The 19,869-nt window shown below is 40.4% G+C and carries 19 protein-coding genes and 2 riboswitches; of the genes, 7 read left to right on the forward strand and 12 right to left on the reverse strand.

Annotation, left to right across the window (positions count from 1 at the left end; genetic code table 11):
* Nucleotides 1-2: 2 nt before the first annotated feature.
* The 7 genes from ACIFOD_RS21365 to ACIFOD_RS21395 are packed head-to-tail and all read right to left on the reverse strand — an operon-like array spanning nucleotide 3 to nucleotide 5,824.
* Nucleotides 3-440 (reverse strand): bifunctional adenosylcobinamide kinase/adenosylcobinamide-phosphate guanylyltransferase, encoded by a 438-nt coding sequence (locus tag ACIFOD_RS21365; protein WP_430316171.1) that lies wholly within the window; start codon nucleotides 438-440, stop codon nucleotides 3-5.
* Nucleotides 392-1,021, reverse strand: coding sequence for a histidine phosphatase family protein (locus ACIFOD_RS21370; RefSeq protein WP_430316172.1), 630 nt, complete (start codon nucleotides 1,019-1,021; stop codon nucleotides 392-394). Before ACIFOD_RS21370 ends, ACIFOD_RS21365 begins: the two co-directional genes overlap by 49 nt.
* Nucleotides 979-1,770, reverse strand: a complete 792-nt coding sequence (locus ACIFOD_RS21375) for an adenosylcobinamide-GDP ribazoletransferase (RefSeq protein ID WP_430316173.1) — start codon at nucleotides 1,768-1,770, stop codon at nucleotides 979-981. The genes ACIFOD_RS21370 and ACIFOD_RS21375 overlap by 43 nt, the downstream gene beginning before the upstream one ends.
* Entirely contained in the window at nucleotides 1,757-2,338 is a 582-nt protein-coding gene (locus ACIFOD_RS21380; protein ID WP_430316174.1) for a bifunctional adenosylcobinamide kinase/adenosylcobinamide-phosphate guanylyltransferase, read from the reverse strand. Before ACIFOD_RS21380 ends, ACIFOD_RS21375 begins: the two co-directional genes overlap by 14 nt.
* A gap of 42 nt (nucleotides 2,339-2,380) precedes the next feature.
* Nucleotides 2,381-3,841 (reverse strand): adenosylcobinamide amidohydrolase, encoded by a 1,461-nt coding sequence (locus tag ACIFOD_RS21385; protein ID WP_430316175.1) that lies wholly within the window; start codon nucleotides 3,839-3,841, stop codon nucleotides 2,381-2,383.
* Nucleotides 3,838-4,896, reverse strand: coding sequence for a FecCD family ABC transporter permease (locus ACIFOD_RS21390; protein ID WP_430316176.1), 1,059 nt, complete (start codon nucleotides 4,894-4,896; stop codon nucleotides 3,838-3,840). The genes ACIFOD_RS21385 and ACIFOD_RS21390 overlap by 4 nt, the downstream gene beginning before the upstream one ends.
* Nucleotides 4,859-5,824 carry an ABC transporter substrate-binding protein gene (locus ACIFOD_RS21395; protein WP_430316177.1) on the reverse strand — a complete coding sequence of 322 codons (966 nt, stop codon included), beginning with the start codon at nucleotides 5,822-5,824 and terminating at the stop codon, nucleotides 4,859-4,861. The genes ACIFOD_RS21390 and ACIFOD_RS21395 overlap by 38 nt, the downstream gene beginning before the upstream one ends.
* Before the next feature lie 134 nt (nucleotides 5,825-5,958).
* A riboswitch (cobalamin riboswitch) is annotated at nucleotides 5,959-6,157 on the reverse strand.
* Between the two features lie 223 nt (nucleotides 6,158-6,380).
* Between ACIFOD_RS21395 and msrA the strand changes: the two genes are divergently transcribed.
* On the forward strand, nucleotides 6,381-6,911 hold the full coding sequence (gene msrA, locus ACIFOD_RS21400) for a peptide-methionine (S)-S-oxide reductase MsrA (RefSeq protein ID WP_430316178.1): 531 nt from the start codon (nucleotides 6,381-6,383) through the stop codon (nucleotides 6,909-6,911).
* Between the two features lie 56 nt (nucleotides 6,912-6,967).
* Nucleotides 6,968-7,126: a hypothetical protein gene (locus ACIFOD_RS21405; RefSeq protein WP_430316179.1), complete on the forward strand. Its 159-nt coding sequence runs from the start codon at nucleotides 6,968-6,970 to the stop codon at nucleotides 7,124-7,126.
* Nucleotides 7,127-7,174: 48 nt separating this feature from the next.
* Here the strand turns inward: ACIFOD_RS21405 and ACIFOD_RS21410 are convergent, their stop codons facing one another.
* Nucleotides 7,175-8,680 (reverse strand): phytoene desaturase family protein, encoded by a 1,506-nt coding sequence (locus tag ACIFOD_RS21410; protein WP_430316180.1) that lies wholly within the window; start codon nucleotides 8,678-8,680, stop codon nucleotides 7,175-7,177.
* Between the two features lie 200 nt (nucleotides 8,681-8,880).
* On the opposite strand from ACIFOD_RS21410, the gene ACIFOD_RS21415 reads away from it, so the two are divergent.
* The 3 genes from ACIFOD_RS21415 (at nucleotide 8,881) to ACIFOD_RS21425 (ending at nucleotide 12,065) form a co-directional block, all read left to right on the forward strand.
* Entirely contained in the window at nucleotides 8,881-9,996 is a 1,116-nt protein-coding gene (locus tag ACIFOD_RS21415; protein ID WP_430316181.1) for a glycosyltransferase, read from the forward strand.
* Complete coding sequence (locus ACIFOD_RS21420) at nucleotides 9,993-10,511, forward strand: hypothetical protein (protein ID WP_430316182.1); 519 nt, start codon at nucleotides 9,993-9,995, stop codon at nucleotides 10,509-10,511. The genes ACIFOD_RS21415 and ACIFOD_RS21420 overlap by 4 nt, the downstream gene beginning before the upstream one ends.
* Before the next feature lie 333 nt (nucleotides 10,512-10,844).
* Entirely contained in the window at nucleotides 10,845-12,065 is a 1,221-nt protein-coding gene (locus ACIFOD_RS21425) for an MFS transporter (RefSeq protein WP_430316183.1), read from the forward strand.
* A 99-nt stretch (nucleotides 12,066-12,164) separates the two neighbouring features.
* Here the strand turns inward: ACIFOD_RS21425 and ACIFOD_RS21430 are convergent, their stop codons facing one another.
* Nucleotides 12,165-13,022 (reverse strand): CvfB family protein, encoded by an 858-nt coding sequence (locus ACIFOD_RS21430; protein WP_148994017.1) that lies wholly within the window; start codon nucleotides 13,020-13,022, stop codon nucleotides 12,165-12,167.
* A gap of 214 nt (nucleotides 13,023-13,236) precedes the next feature.
* A riboswitch (purine riboswitch) is annotated at nucleotides 13,237-13,337 on the forward strand.
* A gap of 85 nt (nucleotides 13,338-13,422) precedes the next feature.
* On the opposite strand from ACIFOD_RS21430, the gene ACIFOD_RS21435 reads away from it, so the two are divergent.
* On the forward strand, nucleotides 13,423-14,715 hold the full coding sequence (locus ACIFOD_RS21435; protein WP_430316184.1) for an NCS2 family permease: 1,293 nt from the start codon (nucleotides 13,423-13,425) through the stop codon (nucleotides 14,713-14,715).
* A gap of 54 nt (nucleotides 14,716-14,769) precedes the next feature.
* Here ACIFOD_RS21435 and ACIFOD_RS21440 read toward each other — a convergent pair whose 3' ends face one another.
* Both ACIFOD_RS21440 and ACIFOD_RS21445 read right to left on the reverse strand, forming a co-directional pair.
* Nucleotides 14,770-15,990, reverse strand: coding sequence for an MFS transporter (locus ACIFOD_RS21440; RefSeq protein ID WP_430316185.1), 1,221 nt, complete (start codon nucleotides 15,988-15,990; stop codon nucleotides 14,770-14,772).
* Nucleotides 15,991-16,106: 116 nt separating this feature from the next.
* Nucleotides 16,107-16,640, reverse strand: coding sequence for a YhcN/YlaJ family sporulation lipoprotein (locus ACIFOD_RS21445; RefSeq protein ID WP_430316186.1), 534 nt, complete (start codon nucleotides 16,638-16,640; stop codon nucleotides 16,107-16,109).
* 136 nt (nucleotides 16,641-16,776) lie between these two features.
* Between ACIFOD_RS21445 and ACIFOD_RS21450 the strand changes: the two genes are divergently transcribed.
* Complete coding sequence (locus ACIFOD_RS21450) at nucleotides 16,777-17,505, forward strand: ZIP family metal transporter (protein WP_430316187.1); 729 nt, start codon at nucleotides 16,777-16,779, stop codon at nucleotides 17,503-17,505.
* A 71-nt stretch (nucleotides 17,506-17,576) separates the two neighbouring features.
* Here ACIFOD_RS21450 and ACIFOD_RS21455 read toward each other — a convergent pair whose 3' ends face one another.
* Nucleotides 17,577-19,511, reverse strand: a complete 1,935-nt coding sequence (locus ACIFOD_RS21455) for an endonuclease MutS2 (protein ID WP_430316212.1) — start codon at nucleotides 19,509-19,511, stop codon at nucleotides 17,577-17,579.
* Nucleotides 19,512-19,869: the final 358 nt, after the last annotated feature.

Raw genomic sequence — 19,869 nt, forward strand, 5'->3', positions numbered from 1 at the left:
CTTTATCCTTTTAATGATGTAGCAAGGCCGTACCAAACCAGCCAAACTTCCTGAGACATTTCCGCCAGATCTTGATAAACCCAACCTGTCATATCCCGCCACTCCCTGGACAGCTTATCCATTGGGACAATTCCTTTCCCGATATCTGAACCTATCCAGATTACTCTGCGATCAGGGTCTTCTTCTTCCCACTGCTTTAAGGATTGTATCAAAATGGTAAAAGACTTTCTGATTTCTGAATCATTATTTAAAATGGTTGATCGAATTCCATACTCAAGTCCCTCAATTACGATGACAGAGTTTGAAAAGTTGATCTCATCCAAATGAATCCTTTTTCCATTAAATAATGGAATCCAGGTTGTATCCGTTTCTTTAAGAATAAAATGGATTTTCACCCATCTGCTTTTCCCATTAAAGGAACCTCCCGTAACGAAGTACATGTTTGATTCCTCCAATCATTTTCTGTCTTCCATACCAATTCATACCCTGCCCCATGGTTGACCTCCCATTCCCAAAACGTTCTGTGAACATTTCTGGGAGATAACGATGTTAATAGATGTCGAATGACTCCACCATGAGTAATAACGGCGTACCGCTTCCCGTTGTGCTCTTCTATCTGTTTTATGATCTGTGCCCAGGCTAGCTCGACTCGTTTTCCAAATTGATTCATCCCTTCCCCATTAGGTGGAGAAATGGATGGGTCCAATATCCATTCTTGATATACATCATCTTCCTTTAAGCTTTCATAGGTTAAACCTTCCCAGCTTCCAAAGTGTAGCTCTCTTAAAAGGGATGAAGAGATCAATGGAGCATGAGGAAACAGAATATGAGCGGTTTCTAAACAGCGGTTAAGATCACTTGAAAAGCATCGTTCATACTCTTCAAAAAGAGTATTTCGCCTTTTAAGTAATTCGATTCCTTTTTGAGATAAATTGGAATTGGTCCAGCCGAGGTATTTCCCCTGCTCATTTTCATCTGTTAAACCATGGCGAATACATGCAATAACCATATAGTCATCCATAAACACAACTCCACTCCCTCTACACTGGCCCCGATTGTATCGCCGGACATACCGCCAAACCATTTGATGGACCTAGAATAAACAAACCAGAAAACAGCTAACGTCACCAGGGTGAATAAAGCATAAAAATAAAACCAATTTAAAAAGAAGCTGCCGACTCCACCCAGCAATAAACCAGAAACAATCCATATAAGATCATAACCCGTCATATTCTTACTTAAACCATATCCCATGCCAGACGTCTGGGCTGCAGGGATAAGAATTAGACTCGCTCCCATCATCATTCGACTTAAAAAGGGAATGGACACAAGGATCATAATAATAAAAATAGTGGAATGGGTTTGCAGGATGGTTTCATAAATAAATAAAAACCTTGAAGAAAGCAATACCACCAGTGACAAAACGCCAAAGGCACCTACCCTCGGGTCTTTCATGATGTCTAATCGCTTCTCCTTATCTCTATAGGAAAAAAAGGCATCACTTGCATCCATATAGCCATCTAAATGGATACCACCCGTTAATACGATTGGCATTACCCAAATAAAGAATGCTATTCCTAAAGGGCTTATGTGGGTAAGAGAATTCAGAAAAACATATCCTCCTAAAAGAAGCACACCTACAAATAAACCTAGCATTGGAAATGTCCGGACCATCCACTTCATTTCCCTTTTCCCGATTGAAAATTCTTTACGGATTGGCAGAATCGTAAAAAACTGCAGATTAAGGAGGAAGCTTTTAAATAGGATCATGAACAAACCGTCCTTCCTCATTCGGACCCCTCTTTTTCACAACCGGGATTCCCGCCGTCATTTCAATCGCCACATATGCTTTCTTCACCATTCTAATATGCAATGCACCAAGCCGTTTCTGGAAAGTAAGGATATCGGTTGAATCAATTGGAAGGTCATAAACCAATTCATTACTAACCAGGAGCAGTACATCAACTTTATTTAGCAACTGTATGATAGACTGATAGATTTTCTCTTCTATATACTCACCTTTCTCCTCTCTATTACCATACATCTCATTTGTTAAAAGAGTCGTGAGGCAATCTAACAGAACAACGGAGTGTTGAGGAATGTGGTTGATGATCCTTTCAATCGAATTGGGACACTCAATCGTCGTCCATTCCACCTTAGACGATTGCCGGTCCTGCCGGTGTTTCGAGATTCTTTCCTCCATCTCTCTGTCAGTGTTCACTCCACAAGCAAGATAGACCAATGGAACGTTTGACTTTTTCTTCTCTATTGCCCATTTTTCAGCAAAAGAGCTTTTGCCGCTTCTAACCCCTCCGGTTATAAAATATAGGATTCCCAAGTCGATTCCCCCTCTCCTCAATCACCCTTCATTAAATTAGTTCTACTCTGTATGATCCAAATAGCGTTGAATGGCTTTTTTCGTTACCTCATACACTCCACGCCCAATCAACTTCCCTATCGGTGTAATCGGCCCGGCAAAAGGCTCCAGCTCACCTTGTTGACTCGAGGAGATCAGAATACTGTCCGTCGGTGTCCCGGTTGCAAGCTGACCTGTTCTTCTGTCCCTCACATTCATGTCGTGAAGGGCTCTCACTTTCGCTTCTGTTGAGGTTACAAGGGCTTCTATATATGCTTCATCTGACAGATTCCCATTTATGAACACCCACGTATTAATCGTACCTGGCCTTAAATCAATATCATATTGATAACTTGTTGAGACATCAATCGCATTTCCGACACCGGCTGTAACCACAACGAATACGGAATGCCCCTGAACTTCGAAGCGATCGCATACCATATTATTTAAAGGAAGAGCCGTCATCATACCTACAGAAAATGAGGGATCCAGGTCTTTATGAACAAGAAATTCTTTCATATCCTCTTGATAATCTGAGCAGTCATAATCTGCAGGGACTCTACGATTGATAAAGTGCCTGTACCACCCGATTCCTGCCCCAATGATCCCTGAGGACATACATTTTAATGGGTAAGGGGCAGAGAAATGTATGTATTCTTCCCTCACGTTCAGGAAGCTTTCATCTAACACAAAGTCCTCGGTCGCACTCTCCTCAGGAACAATGACCATTTGAGGTTTTGCCACTAAAGGATGAGCTTGCTTCTGAACCTTTGTACGATACACCTCTTCGATATGCTTCTCTTTCAGAACCTCTTCCGGGTGGTGAAGAAGTTTGGTTTTTCCTTTGTCTAAGAGAAGTAAGCGATCACAGTATAAACTTGCTAAATTCAAGTCATGAAAGATCGCGATTACTGTTAATTTTTCGTGTACCGTTTGATTCTTAATTAAATCCAGCAATGATTTCTGATACGAAAGATCCAGGTGATTAGTAGGTTCATCAAGCAACAGGACTTGTGGTTCCTGAGCGAGAGCCTGTGCAAGGAATACCCTCTGGCGTTCTCCCCCGGACAACTCATGAAGGTAGCGGTGCTGAAAGGACGTAATGCCCGTTTGATCCATTACCTTTTCTACGATATCAACATCTCGTTCAGTCGTTCCTTTTAAAAAACCTTTTTGGTGAGCATATCTCCCAAGCATAACCGTCTCCCTCACTTCATAGGAAAAGGATTCCGTCGATATCTGAGGAAGTACCGCTATCTGTGTGGCTAAATCCCTTGAAGTAAAATGATGCAGTTTTTTTCCTTTTAATGTGATGGTTCCATCCATTAATGTAAGCAGACCCGTCATGGCTTTTAACAAGGTCGTCTTTCCACTTCCGTTCGGTCCAAGAATCCCAAAGAATTCTCCTTTATCTATATGAAAATTCATATCTTCCACGATTATTTTCTCGTTATATCCTACTGTGACACCTTTTAGATCTATCATGATGAAAGCCCTCTTTTCTTCAGTAGAATATAAGCAAACATCGGGGCACCGATAAGAGCTGTTATCACTCCAATCGGAAGCTCGGTTGGTGCAATGATGGTTCTTGAGATGAGATCGGCCAACACGAGAAAGCCTCCTCCTACAACGATGGACAAAGGAAGTAAGTGTCTATGGTCATGCCCTACCATCCTTCTTAGAAAATGAGGGATTACAAGCCCCACAAATCCAATTGTACCTGAAACGGCGACAGCCGCCCCCGTCAGTATACTTCCTGCAATTAAGATGAGGAGTTTTCTCTTTTGTACGGATATCCCGATATGATGGGCTTGTTCTTCACCAAAGCTCATGCCATTCAGTTCCTTGCCATTGAGAAACAAAACGATCACTCCAATTAAGAAAAAGGGCAATATAATCGTAATGTAATCCCACCCTCTCATGGATACACTTCCAAGAAGCCAACCGATGATCTGTCTTAATTCCTCTCCCGTCAGGGCAATCATTAAGGATATAAGGGAACCTAAAAAAGAGCTGAAAATGATTCCTGTTAATATGATGGTTTCTACCTTCATGGTTCTTTCAACCTTCTGTGCAAACCATAATACGAGGAACACGGTTATAATCGAACAAAGAATACTGAGAAAGGGAAGCGTAAACTTCCCAATGAACGGAATGCTCCAATTAAAGAACAATGTAATAACCGCACCGACCGATGCTCCTGAAGACACACCCAATGTATATGGATCTGCGAGCGGGTTGCGCAATAGTCCTTGAAAGGAAGCTCCTGCAATTGCTAAGGAACTTCCAACCAATAATGCCAATAATACTCTGGGCAATCTTATGGCATACACTATATTTGCAAACATTGGATCAATTTCTTCCGGTAAAGGGTATCCAAACCATTTAGCTCCAACGATGAACAGAATATCCTTTGGCGGGACAGAGACGGTTCCAATCGAAATACCGGCGAGAATTGCGAATAGTAAAAACGATACAGCCAACCCGTATGTTATCCATATTTTATTCTGCAAATAACTCCGGATAGATTGACTTTGCAATTTCCTCTACTCCTTCAACTAATCTCGGACCAGTACGTGTGACCAGATCTGAATGAACATCATGGACATCTTCATTTTTTACAGCAGTTACATCTTTCCAACCTTCTCGGCCCATCACTTGTTCTTTAGGATTTTCACTATAAAAACCATAGGTTGTAATGATGACGTCAGGATTTGAAGCGATGACCGCTTCTTGATTTACTTGGACCCATCCCTTCTGATCACTCATCACATTTTCGGCATTTACTAGTGAAAGCATTTGATCAATAAAAGTATTTTTTCCTGTCGAATATATGTCAGGGGAAGGTGAAACCTCTACATACACTTTTTTCTTTTCAGATACACCACTGACTTTTCCCTTAATGGATTCAAGATCCGCTTTCATCTCAGAAATGACAGACTCAGCTTCATCTTTCTTGCCGACCAATGTGCCGATGTTTTCCATCGTGGTGTACACTTCCTCAAAGCTATTGGCATCACGTACGATATAGACCTTTACCCCTGCACCTCGAAGCTGTTCTAACCCTTCTTCTGCCGACACAGCAGTGGACTCATGAGCAAGAACCAAATCCGGATTCAGACTGATAATCTTCTCAACGTTAAATTCCATTCCACCTATCTTTTCTTTCTCCGCCGCTTCTTTTGGATAATTATCAAAATCTGAAACACCTACGATTTCCTTATTCAACCCTAACTCGAATAAGATTTCTGTGTTGCTCGGAATCAATGAAACAATATGCTTAGGTTGCTCATCCAGCGTGACTTTATTATTCAGGGCGTCGTTTACTGACAAAGGAAAAGCAGATTGTCCCTGGCTGACTTCCCCGCTATCTTTATTCTTTTCTACATTTTCATTGTCAGTACCGCAAGCTGAAAGGAGTCCTAGAGATACTATTAGAGCAAGAATGATTTTGAATGTGTGTTTCATACGTTTTCCTCCTGTGAATGAACTTATTTCCAGACAAAAAAACATCTCCAGTGGGACTAGAGATGTTGTGTAAAATGCATAAAAGGCTTTAAACCGTTAAACATGCACATTACACCTTTCTATCCGCGTAGATTTGGTGCGAAAGACATTAGGCAGGTCTCCTGGCTCATGGTCATTGTTTGCTGCACCTTCCCATACCTATTGGTACAGTGGTATTCATACAGCTCACTTCCATTTACAGTGGCGGGACCGCGTTGGAATTACACCAACTTCCCTATTATGAAGCTAAAAAGTTTGCTACCGAAACTTCCGCTTCACCTAATCTCATATCGTATGTAATTATTCCGTTCAACAGAATTATACACAAGATTCTATGGATAGTGAATGAAATTTGATAAACTTTGCTGAAAATAGCAGGAATACTTCTTTTCGAATCTTTTCCCGATGCAACCTTTCGAGCTAATAGATTGTCCCCTCCATTCTTTCGTGATAAAATCTTTTTCAAGCAATCGCTTTACTGCTTTAGAGGAGCACATATGGTACAGGAGGTTCAGCAATGAATAAAAAAAAAGAAATCGCTACTTTTGCAGGTGGTTGTTTTTGGTGCATGGTAAAGCCATTTGATGAATTACCGGGAATAATTGATGTCGTGTCAGGTTATTCAGGGGGCCACCTTGAAAACCCAATATATCAAGATATAAAAGCAGGAAATAGTGGACATTACGAAGCTGTTCAAATCACATTTAATCCTGATTTATTCCCTTATGAAAGATTATTAGAGCTATACTGGCCTCAGATTGATCCAACGGATGATGGGGGACAATTCCATGACCGCGGGAATCAGTACCGGACAGCTATTTTCTATCATAATGAACACCAGAAACAATTAGCTGAAAACACAAAGAACGAAATAGTAGACAGTGGACGATTCAAGAAGCCTATCGTCACAAACATCCTTCCTGCTTCCACTTTCTATCCGGCAGAAGAATACCATCAAAAATTCTACAAGAAAAATCCAGATGAATATAAACAAGACCGGTCAAAGTCAGGTCGCGATGAATTTATAGATAATCATTGGAAGAACTAAATAGTGGGATGAAAAAAACTCCTTTCGCCAAACTAATGGCAGGAAGGAGTTTTTGTATGAAGAAAAATGAGAAAAATACAGAAGACAATGAGCAGGTTATCGGGTTTGAAGGCCCAGGGAAAGTCGTCAATTTCTTTGACCCCTATCCAGATGAAGATGAAGAGAATGTAAATAACTCGGATACGGTAGATAATCATTCTTCAGAAAAACAGTAAGAATATAAAAGGTGAAGATTATTTAAATGTAACCTTCACCTTTTCATATTAACCAATGAAACGATTCACTTTCACTTGCTCATTAATGATTAATTCCGCTGTCAGTTGTCCTGAAAGTGCAACCATTGGCACACCTCCACCTGGATGGGTTGAACCTCCCACAAAGTACATATTAGAGAGCACTCTGCTCTTATTCGGAATCTTGAAACCTCCGTTAAGCTTTCGGTCTGTGACAGTACCATAGATCGATCCACCATTCGCCCCATAAAGGGCTTGAAGGTCGTTTGGAGTGAAGGTATATTCGTATTCTATATGATCCCTTAAATTGGTTACGCCCATTTTCTCCAGCTTATCCAGCACTTTGAGTCGATAAGATTCTTTGTATTGAGTCCAATCCTCCCCCTCTTTTAATGGTGGTACGTGTGTCAACACAAACAGGTTTTCTTTTCCTTCAGGAGCCTGTGTGGGATCCGACTTCGACGAGATACCAATATAAATCGTCGGATCATCAGCCAGCTGATTCTCATCGAAGATTTGCTTGAATTCTTTTTTAGGATCCTTACTGAAAAAGAAGTTATGGTGAGAAAGATGATCATATTCACGATCTACCCCGAGGAGCAGAACCAATCCTGAAACCGTAGGGGCATACTTGCTTAATTCGTCGACTTCTTTTGCAGACTCATGATAATCAGCCAAAAGGGATTTGTAGCAAGGGATGGCCTCTAAATTCGATACAACGAGGTCCGCCATCAGCTCTTCCCCTATTTTCGTACGTATTCCTTCAGCACGGCTGCCTGTGGTGAGAATATCTTCAACTTCACAATTTAAGCGGATCTCTACATCGAGTTCCTCCAACACCTTGGCCATTGCCTCTGCAATTTTATACATTCCGCCTTTTACGTAATGGACCCCGAGCCCCAGCTGAACATGTGTAAGCTGTGACATGATGGCTGGTGCATGGTAAGGAGAAGACCCCACGTACATGATCAGGAAATTAAACAGCTGCTGTAAATGTTTGTCTTTAATGAATTTACGATTTGCAGCATCCATGGATTTCATCGGATCCATTTGCAGTAATTCTTTGACTGGATGCATCGTGCGTAGGTCCTGCAGTCCATTGATGCTCTTTTTATAGAAGCTTTTCATTGTGAGCTCATACATTTTTCCACAATAACCTAAATAGTTAAAGAAGTTATTCGCATCCTCCGTAGAGGTCTTATTTATTTCTTCTAACATCGTTGGAAGATCCGAAGATACATCCAGTACCTTTCCGTCTTCAAAGAATGTCCTCCAGCCCGGCTCCACTCTGATAATATCCACATAATCATTCAGATCACGTTTTGCATGAGCAAAGACTTTTTCCAGTACCCACGGCATTGTAAGGATCGATGGTCCCGTATCGAAAGAAAAACCTTTTCCTTCTCTTTTATTTAATTTCCCGCCAAGTCTTTCTCCTTTTTCGATAATCGTAACGTCATATCCTTCTGAGGCAAGGCGGATGGCTGTTGACATACCACCCAGGCCGCCACCAACGATGATTACTTTCTTTTTCATTTTCAATTCCTCCTTACGGGAAAGATCGTATTCGAATGAATCTCCTATTCAGCTTTCCATTGTGCCCATTTTGTACGACTTCAAACAAATTCGGCTTGAATTTATACACACAAAACATCCAATCCTGATGAATGAAGGTATCACCTTTACCGAAAATGGTTAAAATGTCGATAATAATCAAAAGATTTGAGGGTGAAAAAATGTATATTTGGTTAGGATCTATTATTCTTACCGTTTTCCTTTTTACTAGAATCCCTACAGTCAAAAAGTCCATTCATGTAAGGAATAGTTTTCTCGTAAAAAAATGCTCCATCATCATTCCTGCCAGAAATGAAGAACAGACGATTGGAAATCTATTATCAAGTATTCAGAAGCAATTTATTCAGCCTTTTGAAGTGATCGTGGTAAATGATGGATCGAAGGATCGTACAAAGGCAATAGCTGAAGAGTTCGGTGCAACAGTCGTGGATACTCCCCCTCTTCCAAATGGATGGAACGGAAAATCTTGGGCTTGTTGGAATGGGGCGGAAGCATCTAAGGGTGAATTCTTACTGTTTGTTGACTCAGATACATGGTTCGAGCAAGCAGGACTTCTAAGAATTTGCGAGACTTATCAACGACAGCAATGTCAGGGAGTTCTCAGCATTCATCCCTATCATAAGATGAATAGTGGATATGAAACATTATCCATGATGTTTCATTTAATCGTATTCGCCGCAACGAGTGTCACCCATCTCCTTTCAGGGTTGGTCAAACCTTCGGGTGGGTTTGGCCAGTGCTTCCTGTGTTCAAGAGATGTGTATCAGCGAATCGGTGGGCACGAAGCAATCAAAGGAGATATGGTGGAGCATTTTGCTTTAAGTCAACGTGCAAAAAAGTGTGGAGAATTAGTAGAAGCAGTCAGCGGAAGCAATGCCATATCCATGAGAATGTATGGGAACGGGTTGAGCGAGTTATTCTACGGATGGTCGAAGAGTTTCGCTTCCGGGGCAAAATCGACAAACATCATCCTTTTGGGATTATCTTCTTTGTGGATTACCTCTCTCACTTCTTTTGTCATACATTCGCCGGTAATGGTATGGACAGACCCCTATATTTATTTGATTCAGTACTTATTTTTAAGTGTTTACTTGTATTTCATCCTTAGTAGGATTGGAAATTTCACCATTTTTGAAACGCTCCTATTTCCAGTCCATATTCTATTTTTCGTCATGACCTTTTCCCACTCGGTGTTTACAACATTTTTTACGAAAGACACAAAGTGGAAGGATCGATACGTTTATTTAGAGAAAGGGAAGGATGAAAAGATGAAATGATCATCCTTTTAAATATTTTTGCATGGGTAAGTATTCATATCGTTTTTTCCTTTTTGACATCCAGATTGACCCCCAAACAACTCCAAAGGTTGTCTCCCCTCTTTCATTCTCTTGAAATGGAAGCCGGGGGTGGCATGTATAGGTTTTTGAAGATTAAAAAATGGAAGAAATATATATCTGACGCAGGGGGATGGTTTCGTGGTGGTGTAAATAAGAATGAAATCGGACTTTCTTCTCAACAAGGCCGGATCACCTTCCTTCTTGAATTGAATCGTGCCGAATTATCCCACTGGCTGCAAATAATGCCGGCACCATTCTTTTTCATTCTAAATAATAGAGTCGAGTCCTGGGTAATGTTCCTATACGGAATTTTATTTAACCTGCCCCTTATTCTCGTGCAGCGCTACAATCGAATGAGGATCGTTAAGATAATGGTTCAATATTCTCCTTCAAAATCTCGCCCATCAAGGAATTTAAGTCCCCAGATTTCGAACCATTTTACAAATAGTGAATAAATTTTTAAAAATTAGACCATTTTAATGATAAGAACCGAGGAAGTCCTCCACTTCAATAGCCATACATCACCCGATTTGCTCGGTTCCCTCTTCTTGTTCCCTCCTTCTTTCATTTAACCACTATGCAGGTATTTGTCGAACAAATAAGTCTCTTCTTTTTCTCATCATTATGCTAAACTTATTGCATCAACAATGAGGAGGAAATAACATGCAAAAAACGTTCAAAACACTTTCACCATTTCAAGGAGGAGTGAACGTTTAAGTTCCATATACATGAAACGACGCTCCTTCTTCCGGGACAAATAGTACAATATCAGGAAGTAGGAGACATATATGAACAAACGAACGATTGCATCCCATAATATCCGGATGCTATTTTGGATTTCTTTTTTTGGTACGATCAGTTTTCTTCAACCAGTCTTGACTTTATTCTATTTTGAGAGAGGATTAACTTCTTCTCAAATTTTGATTCTACTCATGTTTTGGAGTGGAGCTGTTTTAATTGGAGAAGTTCCAACCGGAATGTTTGCTGATCGGTTTGGGGCAAAGTATTCCTTTTTATTTGGATCTGTGCTTAAAATCCTAAGTATTGCGCTTCTTTTATTTGCCTATGAGCCTTGGTTGTTTTTCTTATACAGCTTTATAAATGGGTTTAGCGTGACTTTCTTTTCCGGGGCTGATGAGGCACTTATCTATGACTCACTCAAAGAATCCAATGAAGAAAATCGCATGGATCATGCGATGGGCAAAATTCAATCTGCCACATTTATCAGTATGTTGATTGCGGTTATATTCGGTTCTTATTTAGCTCAAGATTTAGCTGACAGCCAATTTACTCTACTCATTATCTTAGGCTTGGCATTCCATTTAATAGAGGTATTCTTCGTCCTTAAAATTAAGCAGCCCTCTATGGACTCCTTCACAAAAGAGAATCCTTTTTCTCAAATTAAGAGTGGTCTGCGTGTGATTCGTCAAGCACCGGAGCTTTTGCTGATGTTTCTAAACGTAACATTGGTCTTCATTCCAGCAGGAGCTGTTTATCCATACTTTGATCAGCCATTGATGAAGGAGGCTGGATTGCCTGTTTATTTAATTGGTGTTTTTTATGCCATTTCGGCAGTCATGGGTTATTTCGCTTCTAATTCCATCGGATGGATGACTGAAAGGGTTTCGAGGGTGAAGCTGATGAGTGTATCTGGTTTGTTAGCCGTAATAGGTTTACTATTATCCGCTTTATTTGGTTCATCATTATGGATCGTTCTGGGATCTTTTTTCGTATTAAGACTCGTTCGAGCCATCCGTTATCCGATATACGCTCAATTAAGCAATGATTTGATTCCATCCGGGATCAGGGCAACAACCATCTCCTTGCTATCGATTGTAGATTCTGGCCTGGACCTTATGGTGTTCGGGGTGTTATCCATTATGGCAGTAACAGGATATTCAACTGTATTGATCGGTTGTGCATTCATCGCATTGATAGGCACAATCCTGCCTATTAAATCCGTAAGTATGCAGAAAGCCCAGCAAAATGTGAAACAAATAGAATCATAATACAAAAGAGTGCTGACAGTTATGGTCAGCACTCTTTTGTATATGTTCAAGAAAACCAGGAAGGACTACACCCTCTGGGCAGGCCTCCCGTTATTGTTTTTACTTTTTTAAATAAGTCCAGCCTTCTTCTTGATAAACCCGGTCTTCCTTCATGAGTTTTCCAAGGGCTCGTTTGAAGGATGCTTTGCTCATATTAAAACGATCTTTGATGTCATCCGGCTGGCTCTTATCCCAAAAAGGAATAGCTCCATTCCTTTCTGCAAGATACTCCAGAATGACCTCCGCATCATCCAGCATTTTGTCCTGCTTTAACGGTAAGAAAGATACATTTAAGTTCCCGTCATCCTTAACGTCGATGACTCTCCCTTCAACCAGCTCTCCCAGTCTTGGTTCCGCTTTGCGTTCATTCTCATGAACGAAGCATCGATATCCTTGTTCGGATAAGAAGAAGGTTCCGACTCTAAGCAGTCGATACACACGTCCTTGCACTTTTGCGTTCATCATTTCTGTAGATGCTCTTCTAGACACCTGCTCAATGATATTTTCAGTGGCTAATCGTCCGTATAAGCGGTCCTGCTTATCACGATTCAGTGTTAAAAACAACTGATCACCCGGGTTTGGCCAAAGTTCCAGGAATTTAGGAAGATCATCTGCCGAGACTAAAATATCCTTAGGAAGGCCAATGTTAACGAAAACACCTAAATCCTCCCGTTTATCCACTACCTCAGCCCATCCGTAAGCACCGACTTGTACTTTAGGGATACGCATTGTCGCTGTAAGGCGAACATCCTTATCATGATAAAGAAATACCTTCACAGTATCTCCTTCTTGAATTTCTTCTGTTATTTCAGAATGGTGCAATAGCACACGATCTATTTCATTCGTTAGAAAGAAACCATAAGGTACTTCATGATCAACGAATAAATCCACTACCGTACCTGGTTTTAAAGAAGACATTATTCTAGTTCCTCCTATTTCAATTACTTATTAACTTAAGTTCTCTCTACTCAAGTTTTGTATTCACTAAATATAGCTTTTTTCAGTGATTATGTATAGTACATGAGGCGATTTTTATAATAAACCATCAATTTAGAAAATAATGAATTCACGAACATTTGGTCGTTCCATTGACCTGATGAAAGTGACTTGATATGATGCTTCTAATTCAATTATAACAAATTCTCATACACCTTGTATAAGTTCAAGAATAAGGCTTGAACGTTTCTACCAGCTACCTTAAATGGCTTGTCTACAAGAATAAAGTAATTCTATAACAATTATTTTATCCTGTGGATATAACTCTGGTTGATTTTGAACCAGAGTTTTTTTATTTTATCTTATTGGAGGGTTATCATACATGAAAACATTCTTTCAATTTGCTGAAAGAGAAACAACTTATAGAAAAGAAACGTTAGCAGGGATAACGACCTTCCTTTCAATGGCCTATATTCTTGTCGTCAATCCAATCATTCTTAGCCAGGCGGGAATGGATAAAGGCGCTTTATTTACGGCTACTGCCCTTTCGGCGATTGTAGGGTCCCTTCTAATTGGGATACTTGCAAACTTTCCGATAGGTATTGCCCCCAGCATGGGACTTAACTCTTTCTTCACCTTTTCAGTTTGCATAGGAATGGGCGTCCCTTGGGAAATTGCACTGACAGGAGTATTTGTTGCAGGCATCATCTTTATGATTCTAAGTGTCATGAAAATACGCGAGAAAATCATCAATGTCATTCCACAGGATTTAAAATATGCGATTGCAGGTGGAATTGGTTTCTTCGTAGCGTTTATAGGTTTTAAAAATGCCGGACTTGTGGTTGCCAATCCAGAAACCTTTGTCTCTATCGGAAATCTTTCTTCTCCTACTACACTTCTTGCAGTCTTTGGATTCGTTATTACAATGATGATGTTAGTTAGAGGCATTCGAGGCGGAATATTCTACGGAATGGTCGCAACCACCGTCCTGGGTATGATTACTGGGAAGATCGAGGTGCCTCACTCTATTATTGGGAAGGTTCCTAGCTTAGAGCCTACATTTGGAGTTGTTTTTACTCATTTAGGTGACATTTTCACCCTTGAAATCATGGCGGTGATCTTCACATTCCTATTTGTAGCATTCTTTGACACTGCAGGGGCATTGATTGCTGTTGCCAGTCAAGCAGGTATAATGAAAGATAATAAGATTCCGAATGCAGGTAGAGCGCTTTTAGCTGATTCCGCTTCAGGAGTGGCAGGAGCGATCTTTGGGACTTCAACGACAGCCTCCTTTGTAGAGTCCTCTGCAGGAGTAGCCGTTGGTGGCAGAACGGGATTCACTTCTATAGTGATTGCATTCTGTTTCTCTATTGCTCTCTTCTTTTCACCTATATTATCTGTTATTACTCCTGAGGTAACTGCACCCGCATTGATTATTGTCGGTGCTTTAATGTCTACCGAGGTAAGGCATATTAACTGGAGTCGCTTGGAAATCGTTATTCCTACATTTGTAACTATCATTATGATGCCCTTAACCTTCAGTGTTGCAACCGGGATTGCCTTAGGATTTGTCCTTTATCCATTAGCGATGATCTCGTTAAAAAAATGGAAAGACGTTCATCCGATCATGTACATCCTTTGTGCATTATTCATTATTTACTTTGCTTTTTCTTAAGACGAAGAGAGTGATTGTCGGATTATCACCCTGGCAATCACTCTCTCTTTTATTCTATGGAAGTTTATGAAAACTTCTCACCTTTTCGTCGGGAGGAAGCAGGAACGTCATCATTCCCAGTAGTGGGAGAAAGCTGCAAAGGATCATGACGAAACGAATGGTGTATAGATCTGCGAGTCCCCCGAAGATGACTGCACCTACAGCTCCCATTCCAAAGGCAAGTCCAACGGTTAGTCCCGATACCATTCCAATTTTTTGTGGCAAAAGCTCTTGTGCATACACAACGATTACACTAAAGCTTGAAGACAAGATAAACCCGATGCAAAAGATAAATGGATAGACAATACTCAAAGATAAGTAAGGTAAAGCAAGGGTTAACGGGGCAGCACCCAACATTGAAAAGAATATGATATTCCTTTTTCCAAAGCGGTCTGAAAGCGGCCCTCCCAAGAAGGTTCCCAGTACTCCCGCAAGCATAAATACAAAAATGTATGCTTGCGCTTCTTTAATGGAAAGACCGTAATCGTCAATTAAATAAAACTGATAGTAATTGGATAACCCGGCTCCGTACCACGAACGGGCAAACACTAAAAACACCACTAATACCATTGCCCATTTAATTCTGGGATGAATCGGATTTTTCTTCACGTTTGTCTTGTTATGTCGGTCCATCTTTTCATTAGAACGTAATTGCTCCGAATACCAATTGGATACATGAAATAAAACAATGACCCCCAGGATTGCTACAATGGAAAACCATAATGCCCCTTTTTGACCGTATGGAACAAAAATAAACGCCGTAATCAATGGGGCAAGTGACTGCCCGGTATTCCCACCTACCTGATATATCGATTGAGCCAGGCCCCTGCGGTTTCCGGCTGCCATATATGCCACCCTGGAACCTTCGGGATGAAAGATGGCAGAGCCGAATCCGATGAATAACACAGATAAGATTATCCATAAAAAATGACCCGATAATGCAAAGCCCACCAAACCAATTAAGCTTGACAGCATTCCTAATGGAAGTAAGTAAGGTTTTGAACGTATATCCGCATAATAACCGAATACTGGCTGCAACAATGAAGAGGTCATATTGAGGGCAAATGCGATCCAGCCAATTTGGGTATAACTCAGCTGCAAGGACTTCTCAATAATCGGAAACATGGCCGGAACAACTGCCTGTAACGTATCATTTATAAAATGACCAGAGCTAATGGCTAATAGAATACCGTATATAGTAGGATTCTGCAGGGGTTTCACAGCTGCTTGGGCCAAATATTGTCACTCCTCCCATTTATTTCGTTACTCTAAATAGTATACTGAATTCCCTATCCATTTCCTACAGGCAAATAAAAAAAGCCGAAGCAATGTTCGACTTTTTATTATTCGGATTACCCTCTGTTCGGAAAAATGCGTTTCAGCATATCTGCCATTTCTTCTCCCAGACCCTCAATCGGTTTTCCATTCTCTGCTTTGTTTGCATAATCTCTCATACGATCAGTGAAATCAGGATTAGTTGAAATATAAACGTTATCTATGTTTCCGTTTTGACTTTTCACTTGATCCGAGATCTTTTTCTCCAAATCCTTCGAAACTTTTCCATTCATTTTATCTTCAAGTACCGCCGCTACATACGCGTTTTGATCTGTTGTCAAAACATATGCGCTCTTCACTTCATTAAGACTGGCCACTTTATTTGCCTCTTTTTCCGCCAGTGAATAATTTTCTCTCCTTGTTCCGTCATTTACATACTCACGATTATTCACATAATCACGATTAGCCTGATCGTTTTTGTAGTTCACTTTTTCCAAATTACGGTTATTCATTTCTTGTCCTTCTTCATTCATGTCATTCCCCATACCGCAGCCTGTTGCAATGCTCATGAACATTAATCCCAAAAGGGATATCAATAGATATTTTTTCAAATTGACTACCTCCTAAATATTATTCACCCTTACTATCCCCACAGTACTTTAAAACTATTCAAGGACTGATTTTGCGTTTAATTCCACTCACATTTAGGGAAAACTCATTATGTAGAATGTTTACGGAGGTGGAGAAATGTTCCAGGCTGCTTTATGGGGAGGGATTGTCAGTTTATCCCTCCTAATCGGTGCTGTTATGGGGATTTATTTGCACATATCAAAACGAATAGTCGCTTATATCATGGCATTAGGAACGGGTTTGATCATTGGTTCTGCCACCTTTGATTTACTAAGTGAGGCAGAAGGGAAAGCGAACCTTTTCCATCTCACCTCTATGTTCTTACTAGGGGCGCTCTTATTCACTCTTTTCGAAATCTTCATTTCAAAGAAAGGTGGAAGTGAAAGAAAGAGGTCAAAGAAGAATCCCCATGGTCACTCAGGATTAGCTATTTATGTAGGAACGATAATGGATGCAATACCCGAATCCATCATTATTGGAGTCAGCTTTATAGGAGATCAACCTATACAATGGGTGTTTATCATCGCCATTTTCATCAGTAACTTACCTGAATCCTTATCAAGCAGTATCGGTTTCAAGCTTGATCAATATAGTACAAGTAAAATTCTTACCCTTTGGGGAAGCGTAGTCGTTCTCTCATCCCTTAGCTCCTTGCTCGGGTATGTACTCTTACAGGATGCGTCGGAGAGCATATCTTACATAATCGGAGCGTTCGGGGCAGGCGGATTATTAGCCATGGTATCCTCTACGATGCTGCCAGAGGCGTTTGAAGAAGGAGGTCCCATTGTCGGATTTCTGTCTTCATTAGGTATCATACTTTCTTATATACTGACAAACTTGTCGTAAACCATTTCCTTTTAATCCCTTTGGTATCGTAAAAACGTCCTTAAGCGATCGCTTAAGGACGTTTATTTTGTTTATTCGTCATAATCTATGGTTAAACCTTCAACAAATCGTTTTCCCATCAGCTTATCTTTTTTCCGATTTTCTTTACTGTTAAAAATAATATCAAAATCATAACCATCGGGGTATAGCTCTTTTGCCGAAACATAAAGATACAGACGTTTATGATTAATTATTCTTTTTTCACTCTTAATTTGCACGGTGTAATCACCTCTATCATCTGGTCCTTCATATACAATCCCGAATTCTCCACTCGTTGAAATCTTAACATTATCACCTTTATTAAATAATGGACCTCCACTATCCCCCTTTGAGGAAGATTTACTATGGTTCCTTTTTTTATATTTGTTTACGATAACCTGCTTTTCCAACTCCTTCTTCGCATGATAATCGATTTCTCCCAGGTCATAGCATTTCTTTTCCCTATACGTAATTTCATGGGCTTTTTCAATGATTTCAGGGTGCATTCCCAGCTTTAATGCAATGGCAAATGCTTGACTCTCTCCTCCCTTACCCACTATGAGCTTATAGGTAGGTTGTAATGTATCAATATTGAATTCCATACTCCCGTTCACGAAGCCTTCATGCTCTTCTGCGAAATGCTTTATTTCACTGTAATGGGTAGTTGCGAGTATCGAGGCTCCTTTTTCATATAATTGATCCAGGATGGCTGTGGCCAGCCCCATTCCTTCTAGGGGATCCGTACCGGAACCAAGCTCATCTAACAGAACCAAGGTTCGATCATTTGTATTCTTTAATATATCGATAACATTTTTAATATGGGAGCTGAATGTGCTTAAATTTTGCTGAAGGCTTTGACCATCCCCAATATCTAAAAGAATATCTTGATAAATACTGACTTCACTACCCTTTTCTGCCGGAATTTGAAGACCGCATTGGGTCATGAGGGTGAGAAGGCCCACCGTTTTAATGGCGACTGTCTTACCTCCAGTATTCGGCCCGGTTATGACTAACGCATGAAAATCCTCACCCATCTGAAGGGATAATGGCACTGCCTGTTTTCCAAGCAGGGGATGAACCGCATTTGTTAAATGTATTTGATGATTTTCATTTACTAGGGCGCTCACACCATTAATGGAGCGGCTATATTTGGCCTTTGCAAATAGGACGTCGTAATGTACCATCGTTTCAATCGCCAGCTTTAATTGTGGTTCGTACGTTTGAACCAGCCCTGTTAGCATCCAGAGGATGTTCTCAACTTCACGGTCTTCCTCAAGCTTATAGTATAAAAGCTGATCTTGCTGAATGCTTAATTCCTCAGGCTCAATATAAAGAGTCGATCCTGAAGCAGATGAATCCAAAACGGATCCTTTCATTTTTCCTTTATATTCTTTCTTGATGGGGAGAACATACCTGCCATTTCTCTGACTAACAATCGATTCTTGTAGGAATGATTTATATTTAGCTGACTTTACAATCGCTTGAATTTTATCCTTTAACCGATCCTCTTGAACCCCCATTTGTTTTCTAATCCTTAACAACTCTTTACTGGCGTGATCGTCCACTCTGCCATTACGGATGCATCGATTGATTTCTTCCCCAATTTCAGGGATCTCTTCAATCGAATAGACATATGAAGATACCCTTGGAGCCACCCACTGTTTATCCTCCATGAATTTTTTGATTTTTTTACACGCATCCAGAAAATAATAGAGGCTTGTAAATTGATCTGGTTTCAATGGCACCCCTTTATTCAGGTTTGCTACAATGTTTTCCACGCCATCCAAAGCATGAATCGGTATACTCGCACTTTTCTCCAGGATTCTTACGGCTTCCGTTACTTCACCTAAACGCATTTCAATTTGGCGTTTGTTGATTGATGGCATTATTTTCATCAATTCCTTTTTCCCTTCTTCTGTAAGGGCATACCGTGACAGTTCTTCCTTGACTTTGTTAAATTCTAATGTTTGAAACGTCTTTTCGTTCAATGTTTTCTCCTCCATATAAAAAAATAGACCACAACGAACAATGTCCATTGTGGTCTTACTCACTCGTATACTGACTTGCCAATAATAATCGCATGTGTCTACGTAAAACGTGAATCGTTCATAACTGAAGGTTAGAAACGACTGCACAGATTCCCGATCCATGTACACAAAAAGAGCTGTGCACAAAGACACAGCTCTCCTATTAAAGGGTTGAGTATGCTATGACCATTGTTCTTAACTACACTTTGAAGGCAAAGCTAAATAAGCTTATTCAATAACCTGTTTTTAAGGCTATTGCCTGCAAAATGTCCGTATTCATTTCACGGTTAGTTAAGAACGACACCTAACATAGAACATA

The sequence above is a fragment of the Rossellomorea sp. NRS-1567 genome (genome assembly GCF_050467885.1).
Lineage (GTDB): Bacteria > Bacillota > Bacilli > Bacillales > Bacillaceae_B > Rossellomorea > Rossellomorea aquimaris_C.